The following is a 22,272-nucleotide window of genomic DNA, read 5'->3' as shown; positions in this document are numbered from 1 at the left end:
CCACGCGGATGGCGCGCCCAGGTGCGTCATCCGCATACGCTCAATTGTCCTTTTGCCTCGGAGCAGAATGGTACTCGAAAGTGGAAGGATCAGAAAACACCATGGTGCCGCCATAGCATTCGACCACGAGCTGATCCTTCGCCGAGACCCACATGGCTCTGGGACTTCCGGGTAGCATAAACCACGGCACCACACTGACCTTCCCACCTGTAATTCGCACTTCGTGGACGAGTCCATTATTCATTCCCAGATGATACATCCCAACGGCAACAAGGATCCTTTCCTGCCATTTCTCAATTCCCGCAGCATTCTCTCTCAGGACCATGGTCACGTCTCCATTGTTCGGAATGTATGCCAACCCGCCCACCCATTCGCCAGCGTTTGCACCTAACAGGACGCCGTCCTTTGTCGGGCACGAAGTGATGCCGCCAAAACTCCTCAAGTGTTCTTCTCCGTTCCAATCACGTCGGCTCAGGAATTTCTTCGCGAGTTCAGGCGCGCGACTTTCAAAGGAGGAAAACTCTTCCTCGCGCAGCTGCGGTGAAGAGAGACCGGGGATTTTTCCGGAAGCAATCGTCCAAGCTTCCCCCTCCTCAGCATAGTAGCCGCCTCCAAAGTGTGGACCAGAAGCAGGCGCCGGTTTTTCCCCCTCGAGGATCTTCACGGCGTTCGCAGCTTTTTCTCGCACGAAGGGAAACCAATGACTATTAGCAGCAGCGGATAATGCGGGAATCGATTCCTTTGATCCCAACGTTGCCAGAGCCTGCGCGGCTGCATAGGCAACTCTCCAATTCGTCCTGGATGATAGGAGTTTTTCGAGCGTTTGCCGCTCCTCTTTGTACCCGATGGCCGCAATAGCGTCTACGGCTACCGCGCGAGCGTTCCAATCCTCATGATCAAGCCAGCCAGCCACTCGCGGTCCCACGGATTTTCCTTTGGGGCCGAGATGTGCGATGTAGTAAATGCTGTCTACGTTACCCTGGTCAACATAATCGGCCAGAATTGGAGCGGCAGAAGCTGACCCGCTGTTGGCAATTGCCTGTCTAACCGTGTCGGCAAAAAACTGTGGTTCATGCTTGGATAAGGCAATCAAGCGCGAAAACGAACTCTCAGCCGCGTCGCCTATCGCGCCGATGATGAGGACAGCCTGCTTGCGGCGCTCCACGTCGTACTTCGCGGATTCTGCCACGGCAAGCAACCGTGGGAGTGCACTGCTCCCCTTGGCCTTCATCTCACCAAAAACTCGAATTAGTTCTTCGAGGTATTTTTCTTCCTTTTCTAAATCCGCTTCTTCGAAGCCCTTCAATAAAAATGGAACTGACTTTTCTCCAAGCCAGATCAGCGACGAATCGAGCTGGCCTTGATGGGGATTGCTTCTAAACTCCCGCGCGAGAAACTCGGCGGCTTCTTCAGTCCGTAGTGAGGCGATAGCCCGGGGCAGCCATCCACCATCATTGTGGTACCCCTTGATGAGCGCCTCTAACTGGCCGGGGACGACAGCCCCATCGTCGCACTCATGGATGATGTAGCTCGCCAGAAACGCAACGCCTGTCTTCTTGCTCTCAAGCAAGGGGAGGAGTTCCTCGACCACCTTGCGTTGGTCGAGCTTGATGAATTTTTCAGAGAGCTTCTGGGCCTCGTCACCCATCCCGCGGTCAGGGCTGGCCACTTTGAAGACCTGCTCCACCAGAGAAGCGATCTCCGCGCGCTCCTTCGCGGTCCCATCCTGTGCACACAATGACTCCGCGAGCAACAACCCGGAGATTGCTGCGAAAAGAAGGCTTCTCATGAATCTCCGGGTTTGTACTTTGAATGTTACTTCGCGTCTTCCACCGTCGTCTTGGTGGTGACGGTCTGCTTCATGGGAATACTCTGGCCCTGCATCTGCATTTTCAGATCCGTGGTCGACTTGTTGCTGGTGATCACCCGACGCTCGAGGTCGAAGAGGGACTCGCCGCTGAACTTGGATCCTTCGCCAAGGGTGAGGGGAGAGGCGGCGCCTGGAGGTGTGCTGAAGGTGCCGTCCACCAGGAGTTTGGCGTGCTTGCGACCGTCGATCTCCACTACAGAATCAAATTTCCCCTTCGCCTTCACCAACATGCTGATGGGTTGCATGTCCATCGTCTCTTCAATGTCCCAGGTTTCACCCACGGCGATCGGGCCCTTCGGCAACGACATCTCGAAGGACTTGCGGATGGTTTCCGAAAGCTGCTTGCCATCCATGCCGGTGGTCTGGCCCAGGGGATTCGCATTGAGGTCTTCCAGTCCCCGGGTCTCGACGTACTTGTCTTCCTTGTCGAAGACCATGGTGAACTTCTTGTTCAACAGGCCGCCAAACGTCTGCTGCAGCAGGGGCTGGGACTTGGCAGGGTCTGAGGAGTCATATGTCATCTTCTGGCCCATCATCTCCATATCGGCCTTCACGCCGGTGATGCTGAAATTCGCCAGCTTGTTTCCCGTGGAGGGTTCGGCCTGGACGCGGATCTCAATGGTCTGCGACATGGTCGTCTTCTGCTCGGCGGGACTGCCCGGTATGGCCGCGGCCATTTCCATCGCGGTTTCCTGCTTGTAGAGCTTGCCGGGCTGCCAGCTTGCCCTCAGCACCTCCTTCTGGGCCGGGGCAGGATGGAGGGCAACCAGGACGAAAAGGGGAAGGAGAAACTTTTTCATGGAGTGAAGCGATTTGGAGAACCTGCCGATGAAACCACCTTCTGCGAGGCGTGCCAAGCCCCTCTGGACGAGAAGGGTGACAAATTTTGGCTCAATTGATCCCAACAAAACGATTTTTTTGAAAAAAGCCCGGTCTTTGGCACACTGCCCGCTATGATGGAGCCCGCAACCGGGAAACGTCTTACAAGAAACGCAACACCACGCCATCTACCACCCAAACCATTGATCTATGAAAAAAGTCGAAGCCATTATCAAACCCTTCAAACTGGAAGACGTGAAAGAAGCGCTTGCCGAAGTCGGCGTGCAAGGCATGACGGTGGTTGAAGTGAAGGGATTTGGCCGCCAGAAGGGTCACACGGAAATCTACCGCGGGAGCGAGTACACGGTGGACTTCCTGCCCAAGGTCAAGATTGAGGTGGTGGTGGAAGGCGACCGTTGCGACACCGTGGTGGACGCCATCGTGAAAGCCGCCAACACCGGCAAAATCGGTGACGGCAAAGTTTTTGTCAGTGACGTGGTCGAGGCCATCCGCATCCGCACCGGTGAGCGCGGACGCGAGGCTGTCTCTGGAAACTAGACCACGTATAAAAATTTCCGACTAACCATCGGAGTGAGGAAGCGTGCGAAAAAAGGGCAGGCCGGGCCGGGTGGTCCGGCCTGTCTTTTTGTTTGCGAGGACCCCGTAGTAACGCCCTCGGATTCAACACAGAGGCACGGAGACACGAAGACACTGAGGGGATTATGAATGATCCGGGAGTGAACGGGTCCGTGGGTAAGGTCCACGTGTGCCAGCAGGGACCAGCCCCTTGAGCTCTCTTTCCAATTCAGCTCTGTGTTTCCGTGTCTCTGTGACTCCGTGTTGAAATCCCTGACCCGGAAACCGACCAGCCGCTACTCCTCTTCGCGCTTCCGCCGACCCTGCTTCTGGAGCTGCTCGAGGGTGTCGCTCACGTCGTCCACGTTTTCCCAGACTTCCTTGGCCACCAGGATGGGGGCGTTGTTCGCCACGGCCATGGCGATGCTGTCACTCGGACGGGCGTCGATTTCCACGACCTTGCGTGCCTGCACTTCGTTCTCCGCCGTGAGGATCAGCCGGGCGTAGAAGACCCCGCCGTCCAGGGCATTGATGATGACCCGCTCCACCTTGGCCCCGAAGGCCCTCAGCATGTGCCCGATAAGGTCATGGGTCAGGGGACGATCCTTCACGATGCCGCGCATGGACATGCTGATCGCCAGGCCGACTGGTTCGTCCACGAAAATGACGAAAGTCTTCTCCTCGTTGCCAAGGAACACGGCATGCCCGCTATCCATTGCAACCACGTTGCGCAATTCCACTGGCACGACGTTGTTGATCATGGGAGGAACGTAAACCCCTGCCTGTCCGGGGGCAAGGAGATGACGCACGAAACATGCGCGCGGATCTAGCTGGCATCGAGCGCTGACCCTGGCGCCCCCGCCGGGAACATGTCCCGGTAGCGGCGGGAGACCTCCACATACTTGGCGGCCAGGCGTGCATTGTCCTGCTGCTCAGCAAGGCTGAGCGTGCGCACGACACGCCCGGGCGATCCCAGGACCAGCGAACCTTCGGGCACCTTCGTTCCCTTGGTCACGATGGCACCGGCGCCAATGATCGAGCGTGGTCCGATCACGGCTCCATCCATGATGATGGCACCCATGCCCACGAGTACCTCATCGCCAACCTCGCACGCATGAACAATGGCACGATGCCCGATGCTGACACGCTCACCAATGATGGCCGCATAGTCATCAGAGACATGCACGATCGATCCATCTTGAAGATTGCTGCACGCACCCAGCACGATGCGATTGATATCACCGCGCATCACACAACCATACCACACGCTGGCATTTTCCCCCACGGTCACCGCGCCTATCACAACGGCTCCTGATGCGATAAAAGCGGTGTCATGAATGCATGGTTGACACTCAGGCATGAGGAACTTCTTCAGTGGGGAATTTTCAGTCATCTGGGGAGCATTACCTGTTGACGCTTTCCGTGGGCGTGGGCATAACCAACGCGCCTTCTGTGTCTGGAATCCAGTCACAGAAGAACCTCAACAAATCAAGCAACACACCGATCATGAATAAAGCTGAACTCATCGAAGCCGTCCAAAAGACCCTTGGTGGTGAGACCTCCAAGCGCGCAGCGGGCGATGCCGTGGAAGCCGTGCTGACTGCCATCGCTAAGGGCGTGGCGAAGTCGGGGACTGTACAGCTCATTGGCTTCGGAACCTTCAAGGTGGCCAAGCGCGCCGCTCGTACTGGCCGCAACCCGAAGACTGGTGAGTCCATGAAAATCAAGGCCTCGAAGACCGTGCGCTTCGTGCCCTCCTCGGCACTCAAGGGCTCGCTGTAAGGCTCTTCCTGGCATCATAAGTATCTACTCCCACACAAATGCCCGCCGCCGTAATGGCCGCGGGCATTTGTATTTTATGCATATTGTTGCATAACGATTAATCGATATCACGCGCCCTGGGCAGCGGCGAGAAGGCCCGCGGCCTTGTGGCGTGTCTCCTCCCACTCGTGTACAGGATCCGAGTCGGCCACGATGCCCGCGCCGGTGTGGAAATGCATATGCCCATCCCGCCGCCATGCAGTGCGGATGGCGATGCTGAACTGGCTCTCGCCATTGAAACCAAAGCATCCAATCGCGCCGGTGTACAATCCGCGCTCATGGGGCTCCAGTTCATGAATGATCTCCAGCGCACGCTTCTTTGGCGCACCGCTGATGGAGCCTCCCGGGAAACACGCGAGGAAGGCTTCCACTTGATCCACTTCAGGGCGCAGCGTGCCTTCGACGGTGGATACAAGGTGATGCACCTGCGCATGCTTCTCCAGGTGGAGAAGCTGCGTCACCTGCACGCTGCCATATTCACAGACGCGGCCGATGTCGTTGCGCTCCAGGTCAGTGATCATCACGAGCTCCGCACGCTCCTTCGGTGAATGCACCAGTTCATTCGCAAGACGGTGATCCGCATCGCGATTCACGCCACGGGGACGCGTGCCTTTGATGGGACGCGTGACGATGTGACTGCCGCTCATCTTCAGGAAGCACTCAGGGGAAGCACTGCACACCTGCATGCCTGCGAGATCCAGATAGCCTGCAAAGGGGGCCGGTGACACATCGCGCAGCCGCAGGTAGAAGGCGAGGGGATCCAGGTCCGCAGGCCACACGCCCTCCCACGGGTAGGAGAGGTTCACCTGGTAGATGTCGCCGGCAGAAATGTACTGCTGCGCGCGCTCCACGAGCCCGCAGAAGGTCGCCTTGTCCATCAGCGGCTCAAGCTCCAGCGACGTGCCGGTCATGCGCTGCGGTGCTGTCGCAGAAGACGCAGCCGTGCGTGCCGTGACGGCATCCAGCCACGACCCACTGCCATGCTGGTACACATGGCACTGCGGATACACGCCAAAGATGAACTGCCCATCAAACCCGACCCAGCCGATGAGTCCACCAGAAGGCGCTCCCAGATCCGGCACATGCGGCTGCTGGTGCTGCTGCAAGACACGGCGCAGCAGAGCTGCATCGCGGAAAATGTTTCCCTCCAGGATTTCCACCGGCTGGGCGGCGAGGATGGAGAGGCTCGCCGCATCTGGCACGGCCGTATCCAGCCAGACCAGACCGCCGCCCGCGCGCAGTCGGGCGGCCAGCTCCGTGGGCGGGAGCAGGCTGGAGGCTTGAAGCGGAAGGGTGGCGCCAGTGGGCATGAGCAGACGAGCTTAGAATGCGGCCCTATGCCCTTCACGCAAGGGGGGAAAATGCGAACCTGCTTGACCTCCAACACCCTCGGATGGCACGATGCACCAGAAGAAGGCGCGCATGCACAAGGCAAAATCATCCAAAAGCGGTACCCACAGGCCTGCCGCGAATGCCTCCCACCGCACCCTCATCCTCTGGCTCTCGGCCCTGCTGGTGGTCGCGATTGCCCTCTCAGGATGGCACCCGCTCCTCCCGGCGGACTGGTATGTCGAGCACATCCTCGTGCTGGCGGCCGCGCCCGTGTTGTGGCTCCTGTACCGCAAGCTTCCGCTCAGCGTGGTGTCCTGGGTAGGCATCTTTCTGTTTCTGTACATCCACGAACTGGGCGCGCACTTCACCTATTCCAAGGTGCCGTATGATGACTGGACGCAATCCTGGTTCGGCTTTTCGCTGAACGGGTACTTCGGCTGGGAACGCAATCACTTCGATCGCCTGGTGCATTTCACCTACGGCCTGCTGTTGGCGTTTCCACTGAAGGAGATCATTGCCGGCTGGTGTCGTCTCCGCGGCTTCTGGCCCTGGTTCTTCGCGCTGGATCTGGTGCTCTCTTCCTCGTGCTTCTACGAACTTCTCGAATGGGCCGCAGCGCTCGTCTTCAGCGAGGAAGTAGGCACCGCCTATCTCGGCACGCAAGGGGATGTGTGGGATGCGCACAAGGATATCCTGCTCGCAGTGATCGGCGGATTCATCGCCCTCACGATTGCCATCGTGATCGAGTCACGAAGACGGGGCCGTGTGTTCTGGCAGGAGTGGCGGGAGAGTCTGCGGGTGAAGCCCGAAAAGAACTAACGCTGGAAAAATTAATACGTCTTCTTGTTGAGGAACGAATGAGCGGGCACCAGCAGATGAGTGCGATGTTCTTTGTCGGCCAATTCATAACGGACCACAAATTGACGCATGCCGATGTAGATATTGCGACCTTCCCCATCCGTGGTCACGGAGTTCGGATATAATCCTCCCCATCGCGCGTTTGGCAGCAGGATCTCCATGTGCTTCTCCAGTGATACCGCAAGCAGCATGTCCGAGGTCACCACACAGAATCGATCATCGGGAAGCACAGAGATGGCTTCCCCGGAATTTGGCAATTCTACAAACTGCGTGACCGTCCATTTTCCCGAGCGCTTCACCAGTTCGATCAGGGAACCCTCCGAGTATCCCATGTGGGCCAGGCCCTCCACCGCGAAGAATCTATTCTTATGTCGAATGAACTGATTCACCCGGCTTTTTGAAATCTGATACTTGGTCTTGCCATCGAGACTATACCACCAGAGAACGGATCCAAATTCTCCGCGGTTGTATGCCGCAAGCCAGCCGTCATCGGTGCGAAGCACCAAAGTTGGCTCGTAACGTGCGTCACCGCCACCCACCGAAGCCGACATTGGAAAATCCGGACGAGCGGTCTGCGATTCGTTGTCCCGGTCCGCTTTCAACACGGCACGCACCTTGCCATCCACTTGGGAAACCACCCACTCGTCAGTCGACCAGTTGGCACGATACATGAAGTTGGAATAATCATCCGACGGATTTGGCGGAGGCGTTACCTCAATCCACTTCGCAACATCACGACTATAAGGACGAGGCTCATCCGCTGCACCAGCGAGGGTGCAAAGCATGACAAGAAACAAGGCAGTCAGCGGGTGATTCATGATTTTGTTTCGTCTAGCACTTCACCGTCTTCTTCTTTTTCCCAATCGTGCCGCGCTGTTCGATCTTGCGGATGTAGTCCGGCGCATAAGGCACGGCACAACTGTTGTTCCCAAGGTCGGCAGTCACCGTTCCTATCTTCTCGCCAATCTCGATGGCCAGTTCGGTAAGCGGCGCCACATAAGCGCCCACGGAAATCACATAACCATTCATCTGATAGCGCACCGCATCCGGCGATTCATGGATGGTCTTCTTCACGCGCTGCAGCAGCGCCTTTGTCTCCGCGAGATCCAATTCGTCATCGGACTTCAATGAAACGAGGCTGCTGAGCGTAGACCATCCGGTGGCTGCGATCAGTGGCTTGGGAGAATCAATCCACTTCATGGCCATGGTGTGCCCATGCGGGCTACCTGCGGCCACCCATGCTACGGTCGCGCCAGTGAGTGCACCTGCATACGCCTTCTCCACCCAGCGCTGCAGATCCTTCTGTGTCATGCGTGCATCATCGGCGATGAGGCCGGCGAGATACATGGCGTCGTAGTTACCAGTGTCATAGAGATCCAGTGCAAGCTGGTAGTCCTTCTTGATGCGCTTCTGGATCTTCTTCAGCTCGCTGATGGCCACGCCAAAACACGGCTCCTTCACCCCGTGGCCGTTCATCAGCACCCTCTTGTAGCTCTCTTTCCCGAGCGGCTTGAGCTCGGCAAGGATTGACTGGGCAGTACTCATGGCTAGAGGACGACTCCCTCAAGGCTGACAAGCCAATGCCACACGCCAACTCTGGCGCGTGACATCGCGACGAAGTGATACGGTATCCTACACCATCCCACGCAGCTCCTCGAGCGCCTGGCGGGTGCGGATGATGCCTTCTTCCTCGGAGTGCTTCTGGCCTTCGTATTCCACACCGATGTAGCCGTTGTACCCAGCGCCCACGACTATTTTGATGAGGCGCTCAAAGTCGAGGGTGATCTCACGGGGCTCGCGGCGATCTTCCGTGTAGAACTTGCCGGCACCGGTGTCCCAATCGAAGGACTTGGCGCTGACGGCCTGCTTCACCCAGGGCATGAACTCGCGCAGGCCCTGGTAGGGATTGTAGAGCTCCGCCTTTTCACGATTCGTGTAGAAGTTGCCGAAGTCCGGGAGAATGCCCACACGCGGATGGTCGGCCTGCTTCATCACCTGGGTGAGCCACTTGCCATTCGAGGAGAGACCGCCATGGTTCTCCACCACGACGTAGAGACCGCGCTGTTCGCCTTCCAGACACAAGGCATGCAAGCCATCTGCGGCGAGCTTGGCCTGTTCGTCCCAGCTGAGCTTGGGATCGCTGGCGGCATTCACGCGGATGCTGTGGCATTCGAGCAACTTCGCGGCATCCAGCCACTTGAGATGATTCGCCACCGTGGCCTTGCGCTTCGCGTCATCAGGATCACCGAGGTTGCCTTCGCGGTCGCACATGATAAGCAGGCTCTTCACGCCTTCACCTTCGGCGCGTGTCTTCATTTCGCTGAGGTAGGATTTGTCCTCCGCCTTGTCCATGAACATCTGGTTCACGTACTCGATGCCGTCGATACCGAGTTTCTTCGCGGTCTTGGCGAAGTCGAGATTGTCGAGTGGCTCCGCACCGGGCTTCTTGAAGAAGCGCTTGTTGAGCGACCACTGCGCGAGGGAGATCTTGAAGGGTTCCTTCTTCTCCGCGGCAGCGAAGACGCTGGCGGCCGGCTGGGTCAAGGCAGCAGCGCCGAAGGCAGCGGCGTGTTTCAGGAAGGAACGGCGGGACGACGAAGGCGAAGACGAGGAGGGGCAGGAGACGTTCATGATCATGAATGAAGAGAGATGAGTGAAGTCGGGAAGCGATGCTGAGCGATGCGCATTGGATGCACAAGCTTCAAGTTTCCGAGACTGCCACACACGCATCGAGAGCGGTTCAGTGATTTGGAGTGCTGGAGCTTGCTCCAGCTTTCGGGAGCAGAGCTTGCTCTGCGTGAACCTACCCAAGATGCAGATACCCTTGAGAATAGCAGTCACTTCTCTGGCTTCACGGCAGCAAGCTGCCTGCGGAAAGCTGGAGCAAGCTCCAGCACTCCAAGTTCGCCGCTCGCCTATGCCAACAGCTACTACCTGACCCTTGCCGCCTGCCAGGCTCTGTCTTGGGTTTTGCTGAGAGAGAGGAAACCACGCGCATCTACGCGGGTACCCTTCTTCTCATACACCGCGAGCAACCAGGACGCGGGGGTGCGTGGCAGTTCCACCAGGATGTGCGGTTCCGCGGTGGTCGATTCCAGCGCGGCATGCACCGCGGTGGCCCATGACTCCGCCGGAGCACCCTCGCTCAATTCATTGGCCCCGTCGATGGTGCCGGGTGCGCTGATGGCAAACTGCCGACCCGCGTGCTGCAGGTGGGGCAGCCGGTCCCAGCAAGGAAGCTCCAGACGGGGAATCACCGAACCGGGAGGCAGGGGAGTGGGATCGAGCAGCCACGCATCGGGGGAGATCTGCAGCAGCGTTTCGAAATGGTCCCGGCGCAGTACGGACTCCCACACGCCCCGCAAGGGACGCAACCGCAGCAGCGCCATCCACAGGGGTGCAGCAGCATCTGGGGGCGTCGGCAGGAGTGGTGGCAGCACCTTGGGCGCCTCGGGGTCGGTTTGCCTCCACAAGGTGAGCACCTGGGTGGCCACCTCAGTAGGAAGCATCACAGCGCCCAAGCGAACCCCCGTTTCCTGCCGAAGGAACACGGACACGAAGGTGCCATCTCCTGCCAAAGCAACCGGCGGCGAAGAACCCTCTCCGAGCCACGCTCTCACGGAGGCAAAGGCTTCATCCTGAAGGATCTTCCTGTGCACTGTCTCCCGGGCGGCGAGAAATCGCTCAAGCTTGTGACCCAGAGATCGCAGGGAAGAGATCTGCGCCTTGCCGATCTCACACGGTGGACCGGGGTCAGCATGGAGAGGAGCACTGGAAGTCGGCAGCCCCAAGGAGGGACCCTTCAAGGGGAAGATATTCGCGGTCAAGGGATTGGGAGAAGGGTGATGGGAAGGGGTGGTGAAGAAGTATCTCTCGCGGAGCCACGGTCAACTGACCTGCAACGGAGCCAGTCTGGAAACGGAGCCGCCGCAAGGCCGAAGCCCTAACGCGCCCGCTGGCACACGGGACACCAGCACGCGGTCCTGCCGCGCACGGATTCGCGTACCAGCTCCGCCTCGCAGCGGGGGCAGCAGTGCCCGTCTTCCCAGCGGTAGCGGAAGAGCCAGTTCAGCGGGGGGTCGTCCCAGTCCACGCCGATCGTTTTGAGAGCCACGCGGCACACCTTGCGAATGGTACGGTGCAGGGCACTCGCGTCCTTTTCATCGAGCGATCCCGCGAGGAGGTGTGGTGGCAACTTCATCTGCCAGAGGATTTCGTCCGCCATCCAGTTTCCGATGCCTGGAAACCACCGTTGATCGAGCAAGAGGGCCTTCAGGGGCTGGCGGGCGTGGCGTTGCAGGACCTCCCGCAACCGGGGCACGGTGAAGCCCTCATCCATGGGCTGGGGCGGCAGCGTGAGCCAGGCCGGGGGAGGGGACTTGCCCTGGTGATACTGCACCGAGCCGAACTGCCGCGGGTCCGTGAAGATCATGGCATGGGTGCGCGTGTGCAGCACGAGATGGTCGTGCCTCGCTGGCTCATACGGTTCCGGCTTGGCAGCGAGCTCGCCTGTCATGCCGAGGTGAATCGTGAGCCACTGGCCCTTGCTGAACTCAAAAAGCATCTGCTTTCCGTGCGTGCGCGTGCGCAGCAGCTTCGCACCGGCCAGCCCTTCGGAGAGTGCCGCCGTGTCCGTCGCGCGGAAGACCCGCGTCCTGGATCGGATGTCCAGCGCAGTGATGCGTTTGTCTTTTCCCGCATCCCACTGCTTCGCGTAGTAGAAGACTTCCGCGAGCTCAGGCATGCGGCATCATATCGCTTCGAATCCGCATGGGTCAACCCCGACGCTCGGGTCAAGCCAGCTTGAAGACGCGCTTCGTATTGCCCGAAAAAATCTTCTGCCGCGCGCCTTCATCCGGTACCAGCTTTCGGATGAGGGCGATCATCTTGCTGCCACAGCAGTTTTTCTCCTCGGGCACACCCAGCGCATCCTGGCAGTCGCTGCCGTAGAGAAGCTTGTCCTGGTGCCTCATGAAGAAGGCGGCGCCGTGTTCCTCGTCGCGGGTGAAGGCATTGAGCCCGGAGCCAGCGGAGAGATCCGCGAAGAAGTTCGGATAATTCGTGAGCCACTTGTCCGTGAGCCCTCCCGGCGTGACCTTGCCCGTGGGATACAGGTTCTCCTGCTTGTGCGCGGCATCGACATTGCCCCACGTGGTCTGGGCATGGGCGATGAAATTCACCGTGGGATATTTTTCCAGTACCTGGTAAAAACGCTCGTAGCCGAGGTTGTACGTCTTGTACTGGAAGTGGAGCAGCACCGGCACGCCATACGCCTTGGCGAGGTCATACATCTTCAGGCTCTCCGCCGAGTCGCACTCCACACTGAACTTCTGCTCGCCGATGCCGCACGCGCCGAGCTTGAGGTACTTCTCCATCACGGGGATGGCATTCTCCAGATCCGTGACCTCATTTGCGCAGAAGACAAACTTGTCCGGGTATTCCTTCACGAGGCGATACGCCGCCTCATTGCCCAGCACGCGCGCGGCGAGACCAAACGATTTGCCATTGTGCGTGGAGGGGCGCAGTGCATCCGAGCCCGCCGGCAGCAGGATGGTCTTCGTCACACCCATCGCTTCCTGGTGTTTGATCAGGTCCGCGTCGCTGCGCCCGTGGTAGTTCGTGTGCTGGTGAATGTCGATGAGTTCCGGCCGAGCTGACGCCGACGTCGCTTGGGCCAGGAGCGCACTGTGTTTCTCACAGACACTACCAAGCAACGCGGCAGACGAAGCGGCCAACCAACGGCGACGGGTGAGGGCGAGGGGAGCACGAGCGGGCATGGGAGGGGAACGCCGTGTGGTGGAATCTTTTTCCTTCCAACGCAGCGCCTGCTACAGGACTACCAGTTCCGGTCACAGGAGCATTGCCTAGCAGTGAGGAAGTTGGCACGATGCCGCCATGGAAGAGGAAAAGGCTCACGCTCAAGCCGGGTCGCAGACTCATGAAAAGCGCCGTCTTGGGCTCGTCATCGGCTTGGGGGTTCTTTGCCTGGCAGCCTGGGCCTGCTACATGCTCATGTCCCGGAAGCCGGCGATCCTGCATCTGCCAGGAGGCACCAGGATCATTTTCTTGGAAGCCGTGGAAAGCAAGACGAGGGGGAGTCTGCACGAGAATGGCTCAGGCCTGCCTGTTTACACCCATGGGTACGAGATCCCAGTCGGCATGGTGGATAAACTTCGGGGATGGCTTCCCGAACGCCTGGACCGTCTCCTTCCCGGTGAGCGCGCTACTCCGGGGATGGCGAGCGGATTTAACTCCCCGGTGCGGTCTGCGTTGTGGTTTGCCATTGATGGGCCCTTTGAAGAAAGCCAATGGAGATTTTTCTGGGTGGATGACCAGGGATATGAGACCGAGGCGAACTCCCGGTTCATCGAGTATCACGGCGCCTGGCTCGGGATGGAAGGCAATGTGCCCCGCAGCCAGAAGCTGCTGCACCTGAAAGTGAGATCCAAGAAAGGCGAAGAGCAAAGTTTCAGCGGCAAAGGTGTCCTGGGCGAAGTCGTCGCGGAGGTAAAATTCCGCAACCCCCTGCGAAGCAACACTCCAGCCCCCGCCATGACCGCGCAGACGCTTCCAGCGAAGGTCGGCATAGGTGAGCACACGTTCACCCTGGCTGGAGCGATGCGGCCGCGCGTCGTCAGTGTACCCACTCTCGGCCTGCATCTGGACCTGCACCTCGATGGCCCGGGCTCGAAGGATGGTCGATTCGACATGCGTGATTGGACCATCGAAGACGGAACTGGCAACGTGATGATTCCGGTCAGCGGCACCTTCTCTGGCAAAGGCCAGGAGTGGGACTGCGCGCCGTGGAGTGACACAACCGTGTGGAGGATCCGCTTTGTGCCGGTGTACGAGGATCCAAAGTACTACAGCGCGGACGAAATCTTCGTGCTGGATCCCATGCCCATGCCCCCGCCAGCAGGCTTCAAAGGCTGGACTTCCGTGGGCTGGCACTGCGAAAAAACCATCGGCGGGCATACGATCCGCCTCGGCGATGTGAAGTCGAGGGGGCCGAACGAGGTGGTGTTTCCAATCACGATCAGCCCCCCCGTAAACGGTCATAGTCTGCAGATGCTGCATGCCGCCGACGAATCAGGAAGCCAGACCTCCCAGACTTCCTATGGCCGGGAAAAACATGCCGCCTCTCTTCATTTGGAAGAATTGGGGAGCACCGCCAGCAAGCTCATGGGCCGGTGTCGCCGGCCTGCCGTGGGCAACACCCTGACCCTGACCTTTGCATTCAAAGAAGTCACGCCGGTGGAGTTCACCTTCCGACCGGAATTCAAGCCGTAGTGTCCCGGATCCTGGACACTCTGCATTTTCCAATGTTTGCACCAAACCTGAAGTAGAATGACGACCGAGGCCCAGACCCCGCGGGAGAACAAGAACAGTCGAAAGCGATGGCCCATGATGGTGGTGCTTTCGCTGGTGGTACTCCTGGTCGTTTGGTTCGCTTATTTGGTGGCCACCCAAGCGCGTTCTTCAGTCACTCTCCCCGATGGCAACACCCTTACGTTTGTGGAAGTCGCCGAAGCCCGAGGCACCGCCGCGTCGGCAGATCCCTGGCTGCCACCGATCTATGAGCACGGGCGTGGTCCCTTTCAGAGCGAGTGGGAACCCATGTGGAAGCGCCTGCCCGATACCCTGCGTCGCTTCGTCCCTGAGCCCCGGCAGGCCGATTTTGTTTCGCTGGCATTCGACTCTGCCAGCAAACAATCGGTGTGGTTCATGGTGAGCGACAAGTTTGATCACCAGCAGTGGCGGTTCTTTTGGGTGGATGAGCAAGGCTACGAATCTGAGGCCGTTGCGTCTTCGGCGGCACCTGCTTCCGCGTGGCTGGTGGTGGAGGGATGCATGCCCACGGGAGGAAGGAAGTTGCACTTGAGGATCCGAAGTCGTGCCGGCGAGCAATGGCGCCCCAATAGCCCTCGCGACTTGGGTGGGCTCGCCGCTGACATGTGGTTGAACAATCCGTTGTACCGTCGCGAGGCCGTCCATTCCCTCACCCCTCAAATGCTGCCGGTGACTGTTCCGTGTGGTGATCACACCGTCACTCTTTCAAGGGTGGTTCGTTCCCGGGTTGTAAGCCAGCCCACTCGAGGACTGCGATTTGAAATGCATCTTGATGATGGCCTCCCCATCGCCAGCAAGTTTCAGCTTCACGACTGGATTTTTGAAAACGCTGCTGGCACCACCATGACAGCGAACTATCTCAACAGTCCTGACAAAAATCACTTTTTCAGCAGCGCCCTGTGGAGTGATGCACCAGTCTGGAAGGCACGAGTCCGCGCCTGCCGCTATCTGGAGAAGGACTTTGCGCCAGACGAGAAGTTCGTGATCCAGCGCCTCCCGGTTTCTCCTCCGCCCGCAGGGCAGGCCACACCCCAAGTCTATCCCTGGACGGAATCCTACACCGTGAAAGGCCACCGCCTTCAGGTGGACTCCGTGGAAATCGGCAGCGACATGGTTAACTTCAAAATCACCGTCACGCCCCCTGTCGGTGGTCGTGACCTGCTGATGCTCAATGTGGCGGACGGACAAGGAAGGCCGTTGTCTCCAATTTCACCCATGTTTCTGGGGACTTCCGCCTACGCTATAGAACGGAACAGCAAGCACACGGTGTTTCAAGTGCGCTATCAAATGCGCAACCCGCGCCCCACGGGACTCGAAGAAATGAACTTCACCTTCGGCTTGCAACAAGCCGTGCCTCTGGAGTTCACCTTCCGGCCGGAGTTTGAGCAGTAAAGAATAGGGGCATGGTCTTGATTTGCGGATGGCACCTGTCATGAACAGGCTGCGATCATGATCGAGAATGTCACTACAGAGCCCCCAGCAAAGCGCCGTCACTGGCCTTGGGCAGCCGGAGCGATCATGCTTGTCGGGGGATGGATTGCCTACATGCTCGTACTACACGGCTCCACCACTGCGCGATTGCCTGATGGAAGCTCCATTACATTTTTGGAATTCATTGAACCGAAGAATTCGCGTCCAGCAGGTATCGACCCGCTCAATAGTCACGATTACGAACTCAAGCCGAAGAAGACTGCCTGGGAGTCCGTGTGGAAAAGGCTGCCTTGGTCGCTCCAACGTCACTTCCCCGTTCCGCTCAGCAAGCGAGGCATCTCCAGGAACTTTTCTTGTGCATCCAGGCAGGTGCTGTGGTTTGAAGTGAGTCCTACATTCAACGAAGAGAGCTGGCGGTTCTTCTGGGTCGATGACCAGGGCTACGAATCTGAAACCTGGCCGTTTTCTTTCAACCGCGTCTCTTTTCCAGGGAAGAGCGGGGATACCCCGTGGGTAGCTTTTGAGGGCTGCGTGCCGAGGGACCAAAAGCACATACAGCTCCGAGTTAGAAGTCGCGAAGGTGAATCCGAACAGCAACCTTGGGAACAGCGGGACAATGGCAAGCTGGGAGAGGTAGTTGCCGAAATGAAAATCCGCAATGCTCTTCAAGAAGACGCACCCGTACCGCCTCTTACGCCTCAGATACTTCCAGCAAAGGCTGCCTGCCATGATCACACCCTCAATCTTACCCGGGTGGTGCGCTCCCGCGTGGCCAGCCAACTCACTGGTGGCCTTCGGTTTGAGATGAACGTGGACGGGCATGAGCCCGCCCACCGAAGGTACTCCTTCTATGAATGGCTGATCGAGGACTCCAAGAGCAATATCGCGTACTGGCCCAAAAGCACCCCTTCCGGCGGAGCCGAGGTGGTGGGAAGAGCGCTCTGGAATGATTCCCAAGTATGGAGGGTGCGGTTCCGAGCGCTTCGAAACCTCGATAGCGACTATACTCCCGCAGAGAAGGTCACGTTCCAACGCGTGCCGGTGCCCGTTGAAGGTTTGGAGACTACCCCGACCGAACCTTATCACGAAGTGCTTACCCTTCTGGGCCGCAAAGTCCGGCTGGATGACGTCCAGAGCGAAGGAACTTCTGCAGTGTCGTTTCGCGTCACCATCAGCCCCCGCATGGAGAAACAGGTGCTCGTCATGCTCCACGCTGCCGATGCGCAAGGGAATGGGGGCTTGCCCGTTTCTGACCATGCCGCGACCCACCGCGAGCCGTTGGAACTCGTGGGATTTGTGGACAATCATCCCGACAACGGCCTCATTTACAAAGGACGTGTCCCCCGCCCTCTACCAGGCAACCATCTGACAGTCACCTTCGGCGCGGATGAGGGCGTGCCTTTGGAGTTCACCTTCCGGCCGGAGTTTGAGCCGTGAGGTGAAGGCAGGACCGCGACGGGTGAGTCCCGGCAGTCCCCCGGAAGATTGGTCCGCAGCATGCGTTTCTTTCTTCCAGTGTCGTTGTCCCACCGCACCTTCATCAGCCGTTCCCGTTCCGCGGCCTTGCTGGCCATGGCGGGTGTGGCGTCGTCGCTGGGGGGCGTTGTGCCGGCAGTCGCGGGGGAGATTTCCTTCAAGAACGACGTGCAGGCGGCCATCGCGAAGGCGGGGTGCAACCTGGGCAACTGCCACGGCAATGCCACGGGCAAGGGTGGCTTCAAGATGTCCTTGCGCGGGGATGATACGGATTACGACTTTGCTGCGCTGGTGCAGGATGTCAGCGGGCGCCGCGTGAATCTCATGGAGCCCGAGCGCAGCCTGCTGCTGCAAAAGGCCACCCAGGCCCTGGCGCACGAGGGCGGCAAACGCTTCGACAAGAACTCCTGGGAGTACGCGGTGCTGCGCGACTGGATTGCCCAAGGCGCTCGCCGGCACACGCCGGGCGAACCGGAACTACAGAAGCTCGAAGTCACCCCGCGCGAACAGATCCTCGTGGAACCGCAGACGGTGGTGCAGCTCAAGGCCACGGCTACCTTCTCCGATGGCACTCAGAAGGATGTGACGAAGCTCGCTGTGTATGAGCCGGCGCAGGTGGGACTCATCAAGGTGAGCAAGGAAGGCCGCGTGGAGAAACTGCAGGAAGGCGAACCCACCATCGTGGTGCGCTACCTGAACAAGCAACAGCCGGTGCGTCTCGCCTTCATCGCAGCGCGACCGGAGTTTGTGTGGACGCCCACGCCGCAGAACAATTTCGTGGATCGCCAGGTCTTCGCAAAGCTGAAGTCCCTGCGCATGACGCCGAGCGATCTCTGCACCGATGAGGTGTACGTGCGCCGCGCCTATCTCGACCTGTGCGGTGCCCTGCCCACGGCCACACAGGCGAAAGCCTTCGTGGCAAACAAGGCGCCGGACAAACGCGCGCGCTTAGTGGATCAGCTCATGACCACTGCCGCCTTCGCCGACTTCTGGGCGGTGAAGTGGTCGGATGCGCTGCGCGTGGAGTCCCGCACCATGGATGTGAAAGGCATGACCGCCTTCCACGCGTGGATCCGCGATGCGGTGGCGCGCAACATGCCGGTGGACAAGTTCTCCCACGCGGTGCTCGCGGCCCAGGGCAGCACCTACTCGGTTCCACAGACAAACTTTTACCGCGCCATGCGCGAACCCAATGCGCGCGCGGAAGGCATCGCCCGTGTGTTTCTCGGCACGCGCCTGCAGTGTGCGCAGTGCCACAACCATCCCTTCGATCGCTGGACGCAGGATGATTACTTCCAGTGGAGCGCGGTGTTCTCCCGCGTGGACTACAAGATCATCAACAACGAGGTCGAGGACAAGAGTGACAAGCATCGCTTCAAGGGCGAGCAGGTGGTGCAGATTTCCAAGTCCACCAAGGTCATCAACCCTCGTACGGGTGAGCAGGCCAAGGCCAAGCTACTGGGCGCTGCCGAGCTCGATGCAAAGGTGCTGGACCAGCAACAGGATCTGGATGCCGCGGCTGATTGGGTGACCAGCCCCACGAATGCGCTCTTTGCCCAGGCCCAGGTGAATCGTATCTGGTACCACCTCATGGGCCGTGGTCTGGTGGATCCGGTGGATGACTTCCGCGCCACGAACCCTGCCTCACATCCGGAGCTGCTCAAGAAGCTCGCGGAGGAGTTCGTGCAAAGCGGTTATGACATGCGGCACATCATCCGCATCATCATGCAGTCGCGGACCTACCAGCTCAGCAGCGAGCCGAATGCCTCGAATGCCGCGGACACGACGAACTTCGCCTATGCCTATGTGCGCCGGCTGACGGCGGAGCAGCTCTTTGATGCGCTGCATCAAGGGCTCGGCGTACAGGCGAAGTTTGATGAATTCCCCACGGCGACCAAGGCGGTGCAGCTTCCCGGGCCGCTGAATCGCCGCAAGAAAGAAGCCGGCAGTGACACCGGTGTGGCCTTTCTCTCGCAGTTCGGCCAGCCCCCGCGCCTGCTCGCCTGTGAATGCGAGCGCAGTGATGAGACCACCATGGGACAGTCCTTCTCGCTCATCAGCGGTCCCCAGGTGAACAACCTGCTGAAGAGCAAATCCAATCTCCTCACCCGCCTGCTGAATGAGAAGAGTGATGACGCCGCGAAGGTGGAGTCCCTCTACTGGAGTGTGCTGACACGTGCCCCCTCCGCGCAGGAAAAGGAGGCCATGGCCGCGATGCTCAGCCAGGCAAAGGACAAGCGGACCACGCTGGAAGACCTGGCGTGGAGCCTGGTGAATGCAAAGGAGTTCGTGCTGCGCAAGTAGCCTCTGCCGTCCTCGCCACGCATGCAGCTAAAGGCATGACGTAATGAGAATGCCTAGCCGCATCTAAAGATGGAACGGAGTTGTCCCGGACGGCGGCGGCATCGTTCATGCCCGCAATGCCGGAGCGGAATAAAGACAGCTGAGATTTTCAAGAGCATCGCGCCCCCATGCCCAGCGCCTCCAGAAGTCCTGCGACCATCTTTCATCTGACCCACATGAAGACCGGGTCGCAATGGGTCTACCAGATTCTCGATTCGCTCTTTCCCCATCGCATCGTGTATCCCCAGGCCTGGACCGGACACTTTCACGAGTTTCCCATCCAGGAGGGTCGCATCTATCCCACGGTGTATGCTTCGAGGGCTGAGTTCGAGTCCATCAAAGTCCCGGCCCATCACCGGAAGTTTTTTGTGATGCGGGATCTGCGGGACACTTTTGTATCCCTCTACTTCAGCCTCCGGTACAGCCATCCCACTCTGGTGGAAGGTGATGTCACCGGGATGCGGGATGAGCTGAAGGACATGACGGATGAAGAAGGGTTGGCACACATCATCAGTCTGGGAATCAGCAATGCCGCCACCATCCAGCTTTCATGGCTTGGGGGTGATGTCCCCATCTACCGCTACGAGGATGCGCTCAAGGATCCCATGGAGTTCTTTGGCAGCATCCTGGACCACAGTGAATTGAAGGTTTCCAAGGCCATGCTGCGGAATGCGGTGCAGGCCATGGCCTTCCAGAAAAGGAGCGGTCGTCAACCCGGCACGGAGGACCGCAGCTCCCACTACCGGCGCGGAGTGGCCGGTGACTGGCGAAACCATCTGAAGGGAGAGGTGTTGGAGAAGTTCTACACCGTGTACGGCAAGGTCTTGATCGCCACGGGATATGAATCAGAGCAAACCCTCCCGGTGCCACCCAACCAACTGCGCTCTGAGAAGGACATGCCCATACCACCGCCGCACTATCATGAGCGGGCACCCGAACTCGTCAGTGCCTCCCGCCGCGCTGACTTCCCCCTGCTCGACCGCCAGTGGTTGCAGAGTGGTCCAGCACGACCGGAAAACTCCCTGCAGCAGGATGTGCTGATCAGCGGTACGGGATGGTATTCCGTGGAAGAGCATGAGGGCCAGAGCTTCTGCTGGGTCGCTGACGAAGCGGAGATGACCGTGCGCCGACCCAGTGGCGGCATGACGCACCTACAGCTCGAACTGGAACCCGGACCCTCTATTGAGCTCCTCCCCGCAACCCTGTGCGTGCTCGATCAAAGCGGCCGAACCATCACCACAGCAGAGATAGCAGCCACCAAGCAAGGAATCATCCTGGACTTGTCCGCTTGCGTGGGAAACACGAGCGAAGACTGGAAGCTCACCTTCAAGATCGAGGGTGGGGGAGCAACCGTGGCCGGGGATGCCAGAACCATGTCATATCGCGTCTATCATTTTGGCTGGGTGCACACCGCAGGAGCCAGGCAGGATGCGTGGGGAATGGAGGAGCAAGGATGAACGGAATCAATCATCCGTGGAATGGACCGAATGCGCGGCTGCATGGCTGCTGCGATTACCCGTCAGGACTAACATGATCATCTGGCTAGCCTCCTATCCTCGCAGTGGCAATACGCTACTGCGCACCGTTCTCCAGCAGACCATGGGACTGCATTCACTGCCCGAGCGCACCGAATGGCCGCGCCTTCTGCAGTCCAAGGTCAGCCCCAATGAGAACAGCCAGGCCTTCGGCGAGATCCATCCCGAGATGCCATGGGAGGAGTTCTATCCCATGGCCACGGCCTCGGAACAGGTGCATCTGGTCAAGACGCATGAAGGTCCCATCGATGACCAGCCTGCCATCTATGTGGTGCGAAATGGACGCAAGGCCATCTACAGCTACCTGCAATACCACCAGAAACTGCTGCCGGAGATCGGCCGGACCCTCGTCGAACTGGTGACGGGACATGATTACTACGGGGACTGGAGTTCCCACTACCACGCGTGGAATGACGAATTCGCGAGCGCGCCGCGCCTCTTGGTACGCTTCGAAGATCTTCGTGAGGCATCACCCGCACTGCTACAGCGCCTGGCTGGCTTCGTCAGCCACACCGTGGAGCCGCGTCCTTGGGCGAATCCGTTTGCGACCCTGCAGCAGAGAGAGCCGCTTGTCTTCCGCGAGGGCAAGTCTCAATGGGAACGTCCAGCAGACTGGACCCGGGAAGTGGACTGGCTCTTCCGCGTGTTTCACGGACAACTGATGTCCACACTCGGCTACGAGGAGGCGGAAATGGAATCCAACACGGATGTCTGGGAGACCTGGATAGAACAGGCTGCGAATACCGCGATGCAGTGCCTCGAGGCCTCCGAGATGATGCACCAGTCCGTGCGCCGTACCGAGGCTCAAACCGCGTTGCTACGTGCGCGGTTGCAGCTATGAACTGTGTTCTTTGTCATCCA

General features: G+C 59.2%; 20 protein-coding genes. 9 read left to right on the top strand and 11 right to left on the bottom strand.

Annotation, left to right across the window (positions count from 1 at the left end):
• Positions 1-40: 40 nt before the first annotated feature.
• The gene (locus tag G5S37_RS30840; RefSeq protein ID WP_165210506.1) at positions 41-1,789 is read right to left on the bottom strand and encodes a HEAT repeat domain-containing protein; all 1,749 of its coding nucleotides are present in this window, start codon (positions 1,787-1,789) and stop codon (positions 41-43) included.
• Positions 1,790-1,815: 26 nt separating this feature from the next.
• Positions 1,816-2,670 (bottom strand): DUF6263 family protein, encoded by an 855-nt coding sequence (locus G5S37_RS30835; RefSeq protein WP_165210503.1) that lies wholly within the window; start codon positions 2,668-2,670, stop codon positions 1,816-1,818.
• Between the two features lie 229 nt (positions 2,671-2,899).
• Here G5S37_RS30835 and G5S37_RS30830 point away from each other — a divergent pair, with 229 nt between their 5' ends.
• On the top strand, positions 2,900-3,247 hold the full coding sequence (locus G5S37_RS30830) for a P-II family nitrogen regulator (RefSeq protein ID WP_113960745.1): 348 nt from the start codon (positions 2,900-2,902) through the stop codon (positions 3,245-3,247).
• Positions 3,248-3,561: 314 nt separating this feature from the next.
• Here G5S37_RS30830 and G5S37_RS30825 read toward each other — a convergent pair whose 3' ends face one another.
• Both G5S37_RS30825 and G5S37_RS30820 read right to left on the bottom strand, forming a co-directional pair.
• Entirely contained in the window at positions 3,562-4,026 is a 465-nt protein-coding gene (locus tag G5S37_RS30825; RefSeq protein ID WP_165210500.1) for a bifunctional nuclease family protein, read from the bottom strand.
• A 65-nt stretch (positions 4,027-4,091) separates the two neighbouring features.
• Positions 4,092-4,625 (bottom strand): gamma carbonic anhydrase family protein, encoded by a 534-nt coding sequence (locus G5S37_RS30820; protein WP_240914752.1) that lies wholly within the window; start codon positions 4,623-4,625, stop codon positions 4,092-4,094.
• 146 nt (positions 4,626-4,771) lie between these two features.
• On the opposite strand from G5S37_RS30820, the gene G5S37_RS30815 reads away from it, so the two are divergent.
• The gene (locus G5S37_RS30815) at positions 4,772-5,047 is read left to right on the top strand and encodes an HU family DNA-binding protein (RefSeq protein ID WP_165210494.1); all 276 of its coding nucleotides are present in this window, start codon (positions 4,772-4,774) and stop codon (positions 5,045-5,047) included.
• Positions 5,048-5,154: 107 nt separating this feature from the next.
• Here G5S37_RS30815 and G5S37_RS30810 read toward each other — a convergent pair whose 3' ends face one another.
• Positions 5,155-6,396: an anthranilate synthase component I family protein gene (locus G5S37_RS30810; RefSeq protein WP_165210491.1), complete on the bottom strand. Its 1,242-nt coding sequence runs from the start codon at positions 6,394-6,396 to the stop codon at positions 5,155-5,157.
• Positions 6,397-6,508: 112 nt separating this feature from the next.
• On the opposite strand from G5S37_RS30810, the gene G5S37_RS30805 reads away from it, so the two are divergent.
• Positions 6,509-7,237, top strand: a complete 729-nt coding sequence (locus G5S37_RS30805) for a DUF2238 domain-containing protein (protein WP_165212046.1) — start codon at positions 6,509-6,511, stop codon at positions 7,235-7,237.
• Between the two features lie 11 nt (positions 7,238-7,248).
• On the opposite strand, the gene G5S37_RS30800 is transcribed toward G5S37_RS30805, so the two are convergent.
• The 6 genes from G5S37_RS30800 to G5S37_RS30775 all read right to left on the bottom strand — a co-directional run bounded on the left by G5S37_RS30800 (position 7,249) and on the right by G5S37_RS30775 (position 13,053).
• Positions 7,249-8,094: a hypothetical protein gene (locus G5S37_RS30800; RefSeq protein ID WP_165210488.1), complete on the bottom strand. Its 846-nt coding sequence runs from the start codon at positions 8,092-8,094 to the stop codon at positions 7,249-7,251.
• 13 nt (positions 8,095-8,107) lie between these two features.
• Positions 8,108-8,821, bottom strand: coding sequence for a DNA alkylation repair protein (locus G5S37_RS30795; protein ID WP_165210485.1), 714 nt, complete (start codon positions 8,819-8,821; stop codon positions 8,108-8,110).
• An 87-nt stretch (positions 8,822-8,908) separates the two neighbouring features.
• On the bottom strand, positions 8,909-9,907 hold the full coding sequence (locus G5S37_RS30790) for a sugar phosphate isomerase/epimerase family protein (protein ID WP_165210482.1): 999 nt from the start codon (positions 9,905-9,907) through the stop codon (positions 8,909-8,911).
• 299 nt (positions 9,908-10,206) lie between these two features.
• Positions 10,207-10,785, bottom strand: a complete 579-nt coding sequence (locus G5S37_RS30785; RefSeq protein ID WP_165210479.1) for a hypothetical protein — start codon at positions 10,783-10,785, stop codon at positions 10,207-10,209.
• 434 nt (positions 10,786-11,219) lie between these two features.
• Positions 11,220-12,020, bottom strand: a complete 801-nt coding sequence (locus tag G5S37_RS30780; protein WP_165210476.1) for a DNA-formamidopyrimidine glycosylase family protein — start codon at positions 12,018-12,020, stop codon at positions 11,220-11,222.
• 49 nt (positions 12,021-12,069) lie between these two features.
• The gene (locus tag G5S37_RS30775) at positions 12,070-13,053 is read right to left on the bottom strand and encodes an amidohydrolase family protein (protein WP_165210473.1); all 984 of its coding nucleotides are present in this window, start codon (positions 13,051-13,053) and stop codon (positions 12,070-12,072) included.
• Positions 13,054-13,171: 118 nt separating this feature from the next.
• On the opposite strand from G5S37_RS30775, the gene G5S37_RS30770 reads away from it, so the two are divergent.
• The 6 genes from G5S37_RS30770 to G5S37_RS30745 all read left to right on the top strand — a co-directional run bounded on the left by G5S37_RS30770 (position 13,172) and on the right by G5S37_RS30745 (position 22,252).
• Entirely contained in the window at positions 13,172-14,566 is a 1,395-nt protein-coding gene (locus tag G5S37_RS30770; RefSeq protein ID WP_165210470.1) for a hypothetical protein, read from the top strand.
• Between the two features lie 57 nt (positions 14,567-14,623).
• Positions 14,624-16,018 carry a hypothetical protein gene (locus G5S37_RS30765; RefSeq protein ID WP_165210467.1) on the top strand — a complete coding sequence of 465 codons (1,395 nt, stop codon included), beginning with the start codon at positions 14,624-14,626 and terminating at the stop codon, positions 16,016-16,018.
• A gap of 684 nt (positions 16,019-16,702) precedes the next feature.
• Entirely contained in the window at positions 16,703-17,494 is a 792-nt protein-coding gene (locus G5S37_RS30760; RefSeq protein WP_165210464.1) for a hypothetical protein, read from the top strand.
• A 60-nt stretch (positions 17,495-17,554) separates the two neighbouring features.
• Positions 17,555-19,837, top strand: a complete 2,283-nt coding sequence (locus G5S37_RS30755) for a DUF1549 and DUF1553 domain-containing protein (protein ID WP_165210461.1) — start codon at positions 17,555-17,557, stop codon at positions 19,835-19,837.
• Between the two features lie 167 nt (positions 19,838-20,004).
• Positions 20,005-21,333: a sulfotransferase domain-containing protein gene (locus G5S37_RS30750; protein WP_165210458.1), complete on the top strand. Its 1,329-nt coding sequence runs from the start codon at positions 20,005-20,007 to the stop codon at positions 21,331-21,333.
• Between the two features lie 73 nt (positions 21,334-21,406).
• Positions 21,407-22,252, top strand: a complete 846-nt coding sequence (locus G5S37_RS30745; RefSeq protein ID WP_165210455.1) for a sulfotransferase domain-containing protein — start codon at positions 21,407-21,409, stop codon at positions 22,250-22,252.
• The last annotated feature ends 20 nt before the right edge of the window (positions 22,253-22,272 follow it).

Origin of the sequence: Roseimicrobium sp. ORNL1, from assembly GCF_011044495.1 — a bacterium.
GTDB lineage: Bacteria > Verrucomicrobiota > Verrucomicrobiia > Verrucomicrobiales > Verrucomicrobiaceae > Roseimicrobium.
The sequence above is the reverse complement of the archived record's forward strand: the minus strand, read 5'-3'. Positions and strand labels throughout refer to the sequence as shown.

What these genes read in the sequence shown, in the direction of transcription:
- G5S37_RS30820 (WP_240914752.1), bottom strand. Translation starts at nt 4,625, where the DNA reads ATGCCTGAGTGTCAACCATGCATTCATGACACCGCTTTTATCGCATCA.
- G5S37_RS30780 (WP_165210476.1), bottom strand. Translation starts at nt 12,020, where the DNA reads ATGCCTGAGCTCGCGGAAGTCTTCTACTACGCGAAGCAGTGGGATGCG.
- G5S37_RS30805 (WP_165212046.1), top strand. Translation starts at nt 6,509, where the DNA reads ATGCACAAGGCAAAATCATCCAAAAGCGGTACCCACAGGCCTGCCGCG.
- G5S37_RS30800 (WP_165210488.1), bottom strand. Translation starts at nt 8,094, where the DNA reads ATGAATCACCCGCTGACTGCCTTGTTTCTTGTCATGCTTTGCACCCTC.
- G5S37_RS30830 (WP_113960745.1), top strand. Translation starts at nt 2,900, where the DNA reads ATGAAAAAAGTCGAAGCCATTATCAAACCCTTCAAACTGGAAGACGTG.
- G5S37_RS30750 (WP_165210458.1), top strand. Translation starts at nt 20,005, where the DNA reads ATGCCCAGCGCCTCCAGAAGTCCTGCGACCATCTTTCATCTGACCCAC.
- G5S37_RS30840 (WP_165210506.1), bottom strand. Translation starts at nt 1,789, where the DNA reads ATGAGAAGCCTTCTTTTCGCAGCAATCTCCGGGTTGTTGCTCGCGGAG.
- G5S37_RS30760 (WP_165210464.1), top strand. Translation starts at nt 16,703, where the DNA reads ATGAAAATCCGCAATGCTCTTCAAGAAGACGCACCCGTACCGCCTCTT.
- G5S37_RS30765 (WP_165210467.1), top strand. Translation starts at nt 14,624, where the DNA reads ATGACGACCGAGGCCCAGACCCCGCGGGAGAACAAGAACAGTCGAAAG.
- G5S37_RS30775 (WP_165210473.1), bottom strand. Translation starts at nt 13,053, where the DNA reads ATGCCCGCTCGTGCTCCCCTCGCCCTCACCCGTCGCCGTTGGTTGGCC.
- G5S37_RS30790 (WP_165210482.1), bottom strand. Translation starts at nt 9,907, where the DNA reads ATGAACGTCTCCTGCCCCTCCTCGTCTTCGCCTTCGTCGTCCCGCCGT.
- G5S37_RS30755 (WP_165210461.1), top strand. Translation starts at nt 17,555, where the DNA reads ATGCGTTTCTTTCTTCCAGTGTCGTTGTCCCACCGCACCTTCATCAGC.
- G5S37_RS30785 (WP_165210479.1), bottom strand. Translation starts at nt 10,785, where the DNA reads ATGCTTCCTACTGAGGTGGCCACCCAGGTGCTCACCTTGTGGAGGCAA.
- G5S37_RS30770 (WP_165210470.1), top strand. Translation starts at nt 13,172, where the DNA reads ATGGAAGAGGAAAAGGCTCACGCTCAAGCCGGGTCGCAGACTCATGAA.
- G5S37_RS30815 (WP_165210494.1), top strand. Translation starts at nt 4,772, where the DNA reads ATGAATAAAGCTGAACTCATCGAAGCCGTCCAAAAGACCCTTGGTGGT.
- G5S37_RS30745 (WP_165210455.1), top strand. Translation starts at nt 21,407, where the DNA reads ATGATCATCTGGCTAGCCTCCTATCCTCGCAGTGGCAATACGCTACTG.
- G5S37_RS30835 (WP_165210503.1), bottom strand. Translation starts at nt 2,670, where the DNA reads ATGAAAAAGTTTCTCCTTCCCCTTTTCGTCCTGGTTGCCCTCCATCCT.
- G5S37_RS30795 (WP_165210485.1), bottom strand. Translation starts at nt 8,821, where the DNA reads ATGAGTACTGCCCAGTCAATCCTTGCCGAGCTCAAGCCGCTCGGGAAA.
- G5S37_RS30825 (WP_165210500.1), bottom strand. Translation starts at nt 4,026, where the DNA reads ATGATCAACAACGTCGTGCCAGTGGAATTGCGCAACGTGGTTGCAATG.
- G5S37_RS30810 (WP_165210491.1), bottom strand. Translation starts at nt 6,396, where the DNA reads ATGCCCACTGGCGCCACCCTTCCGCTTCAAGCCTCCAGCCTGCTCCCG.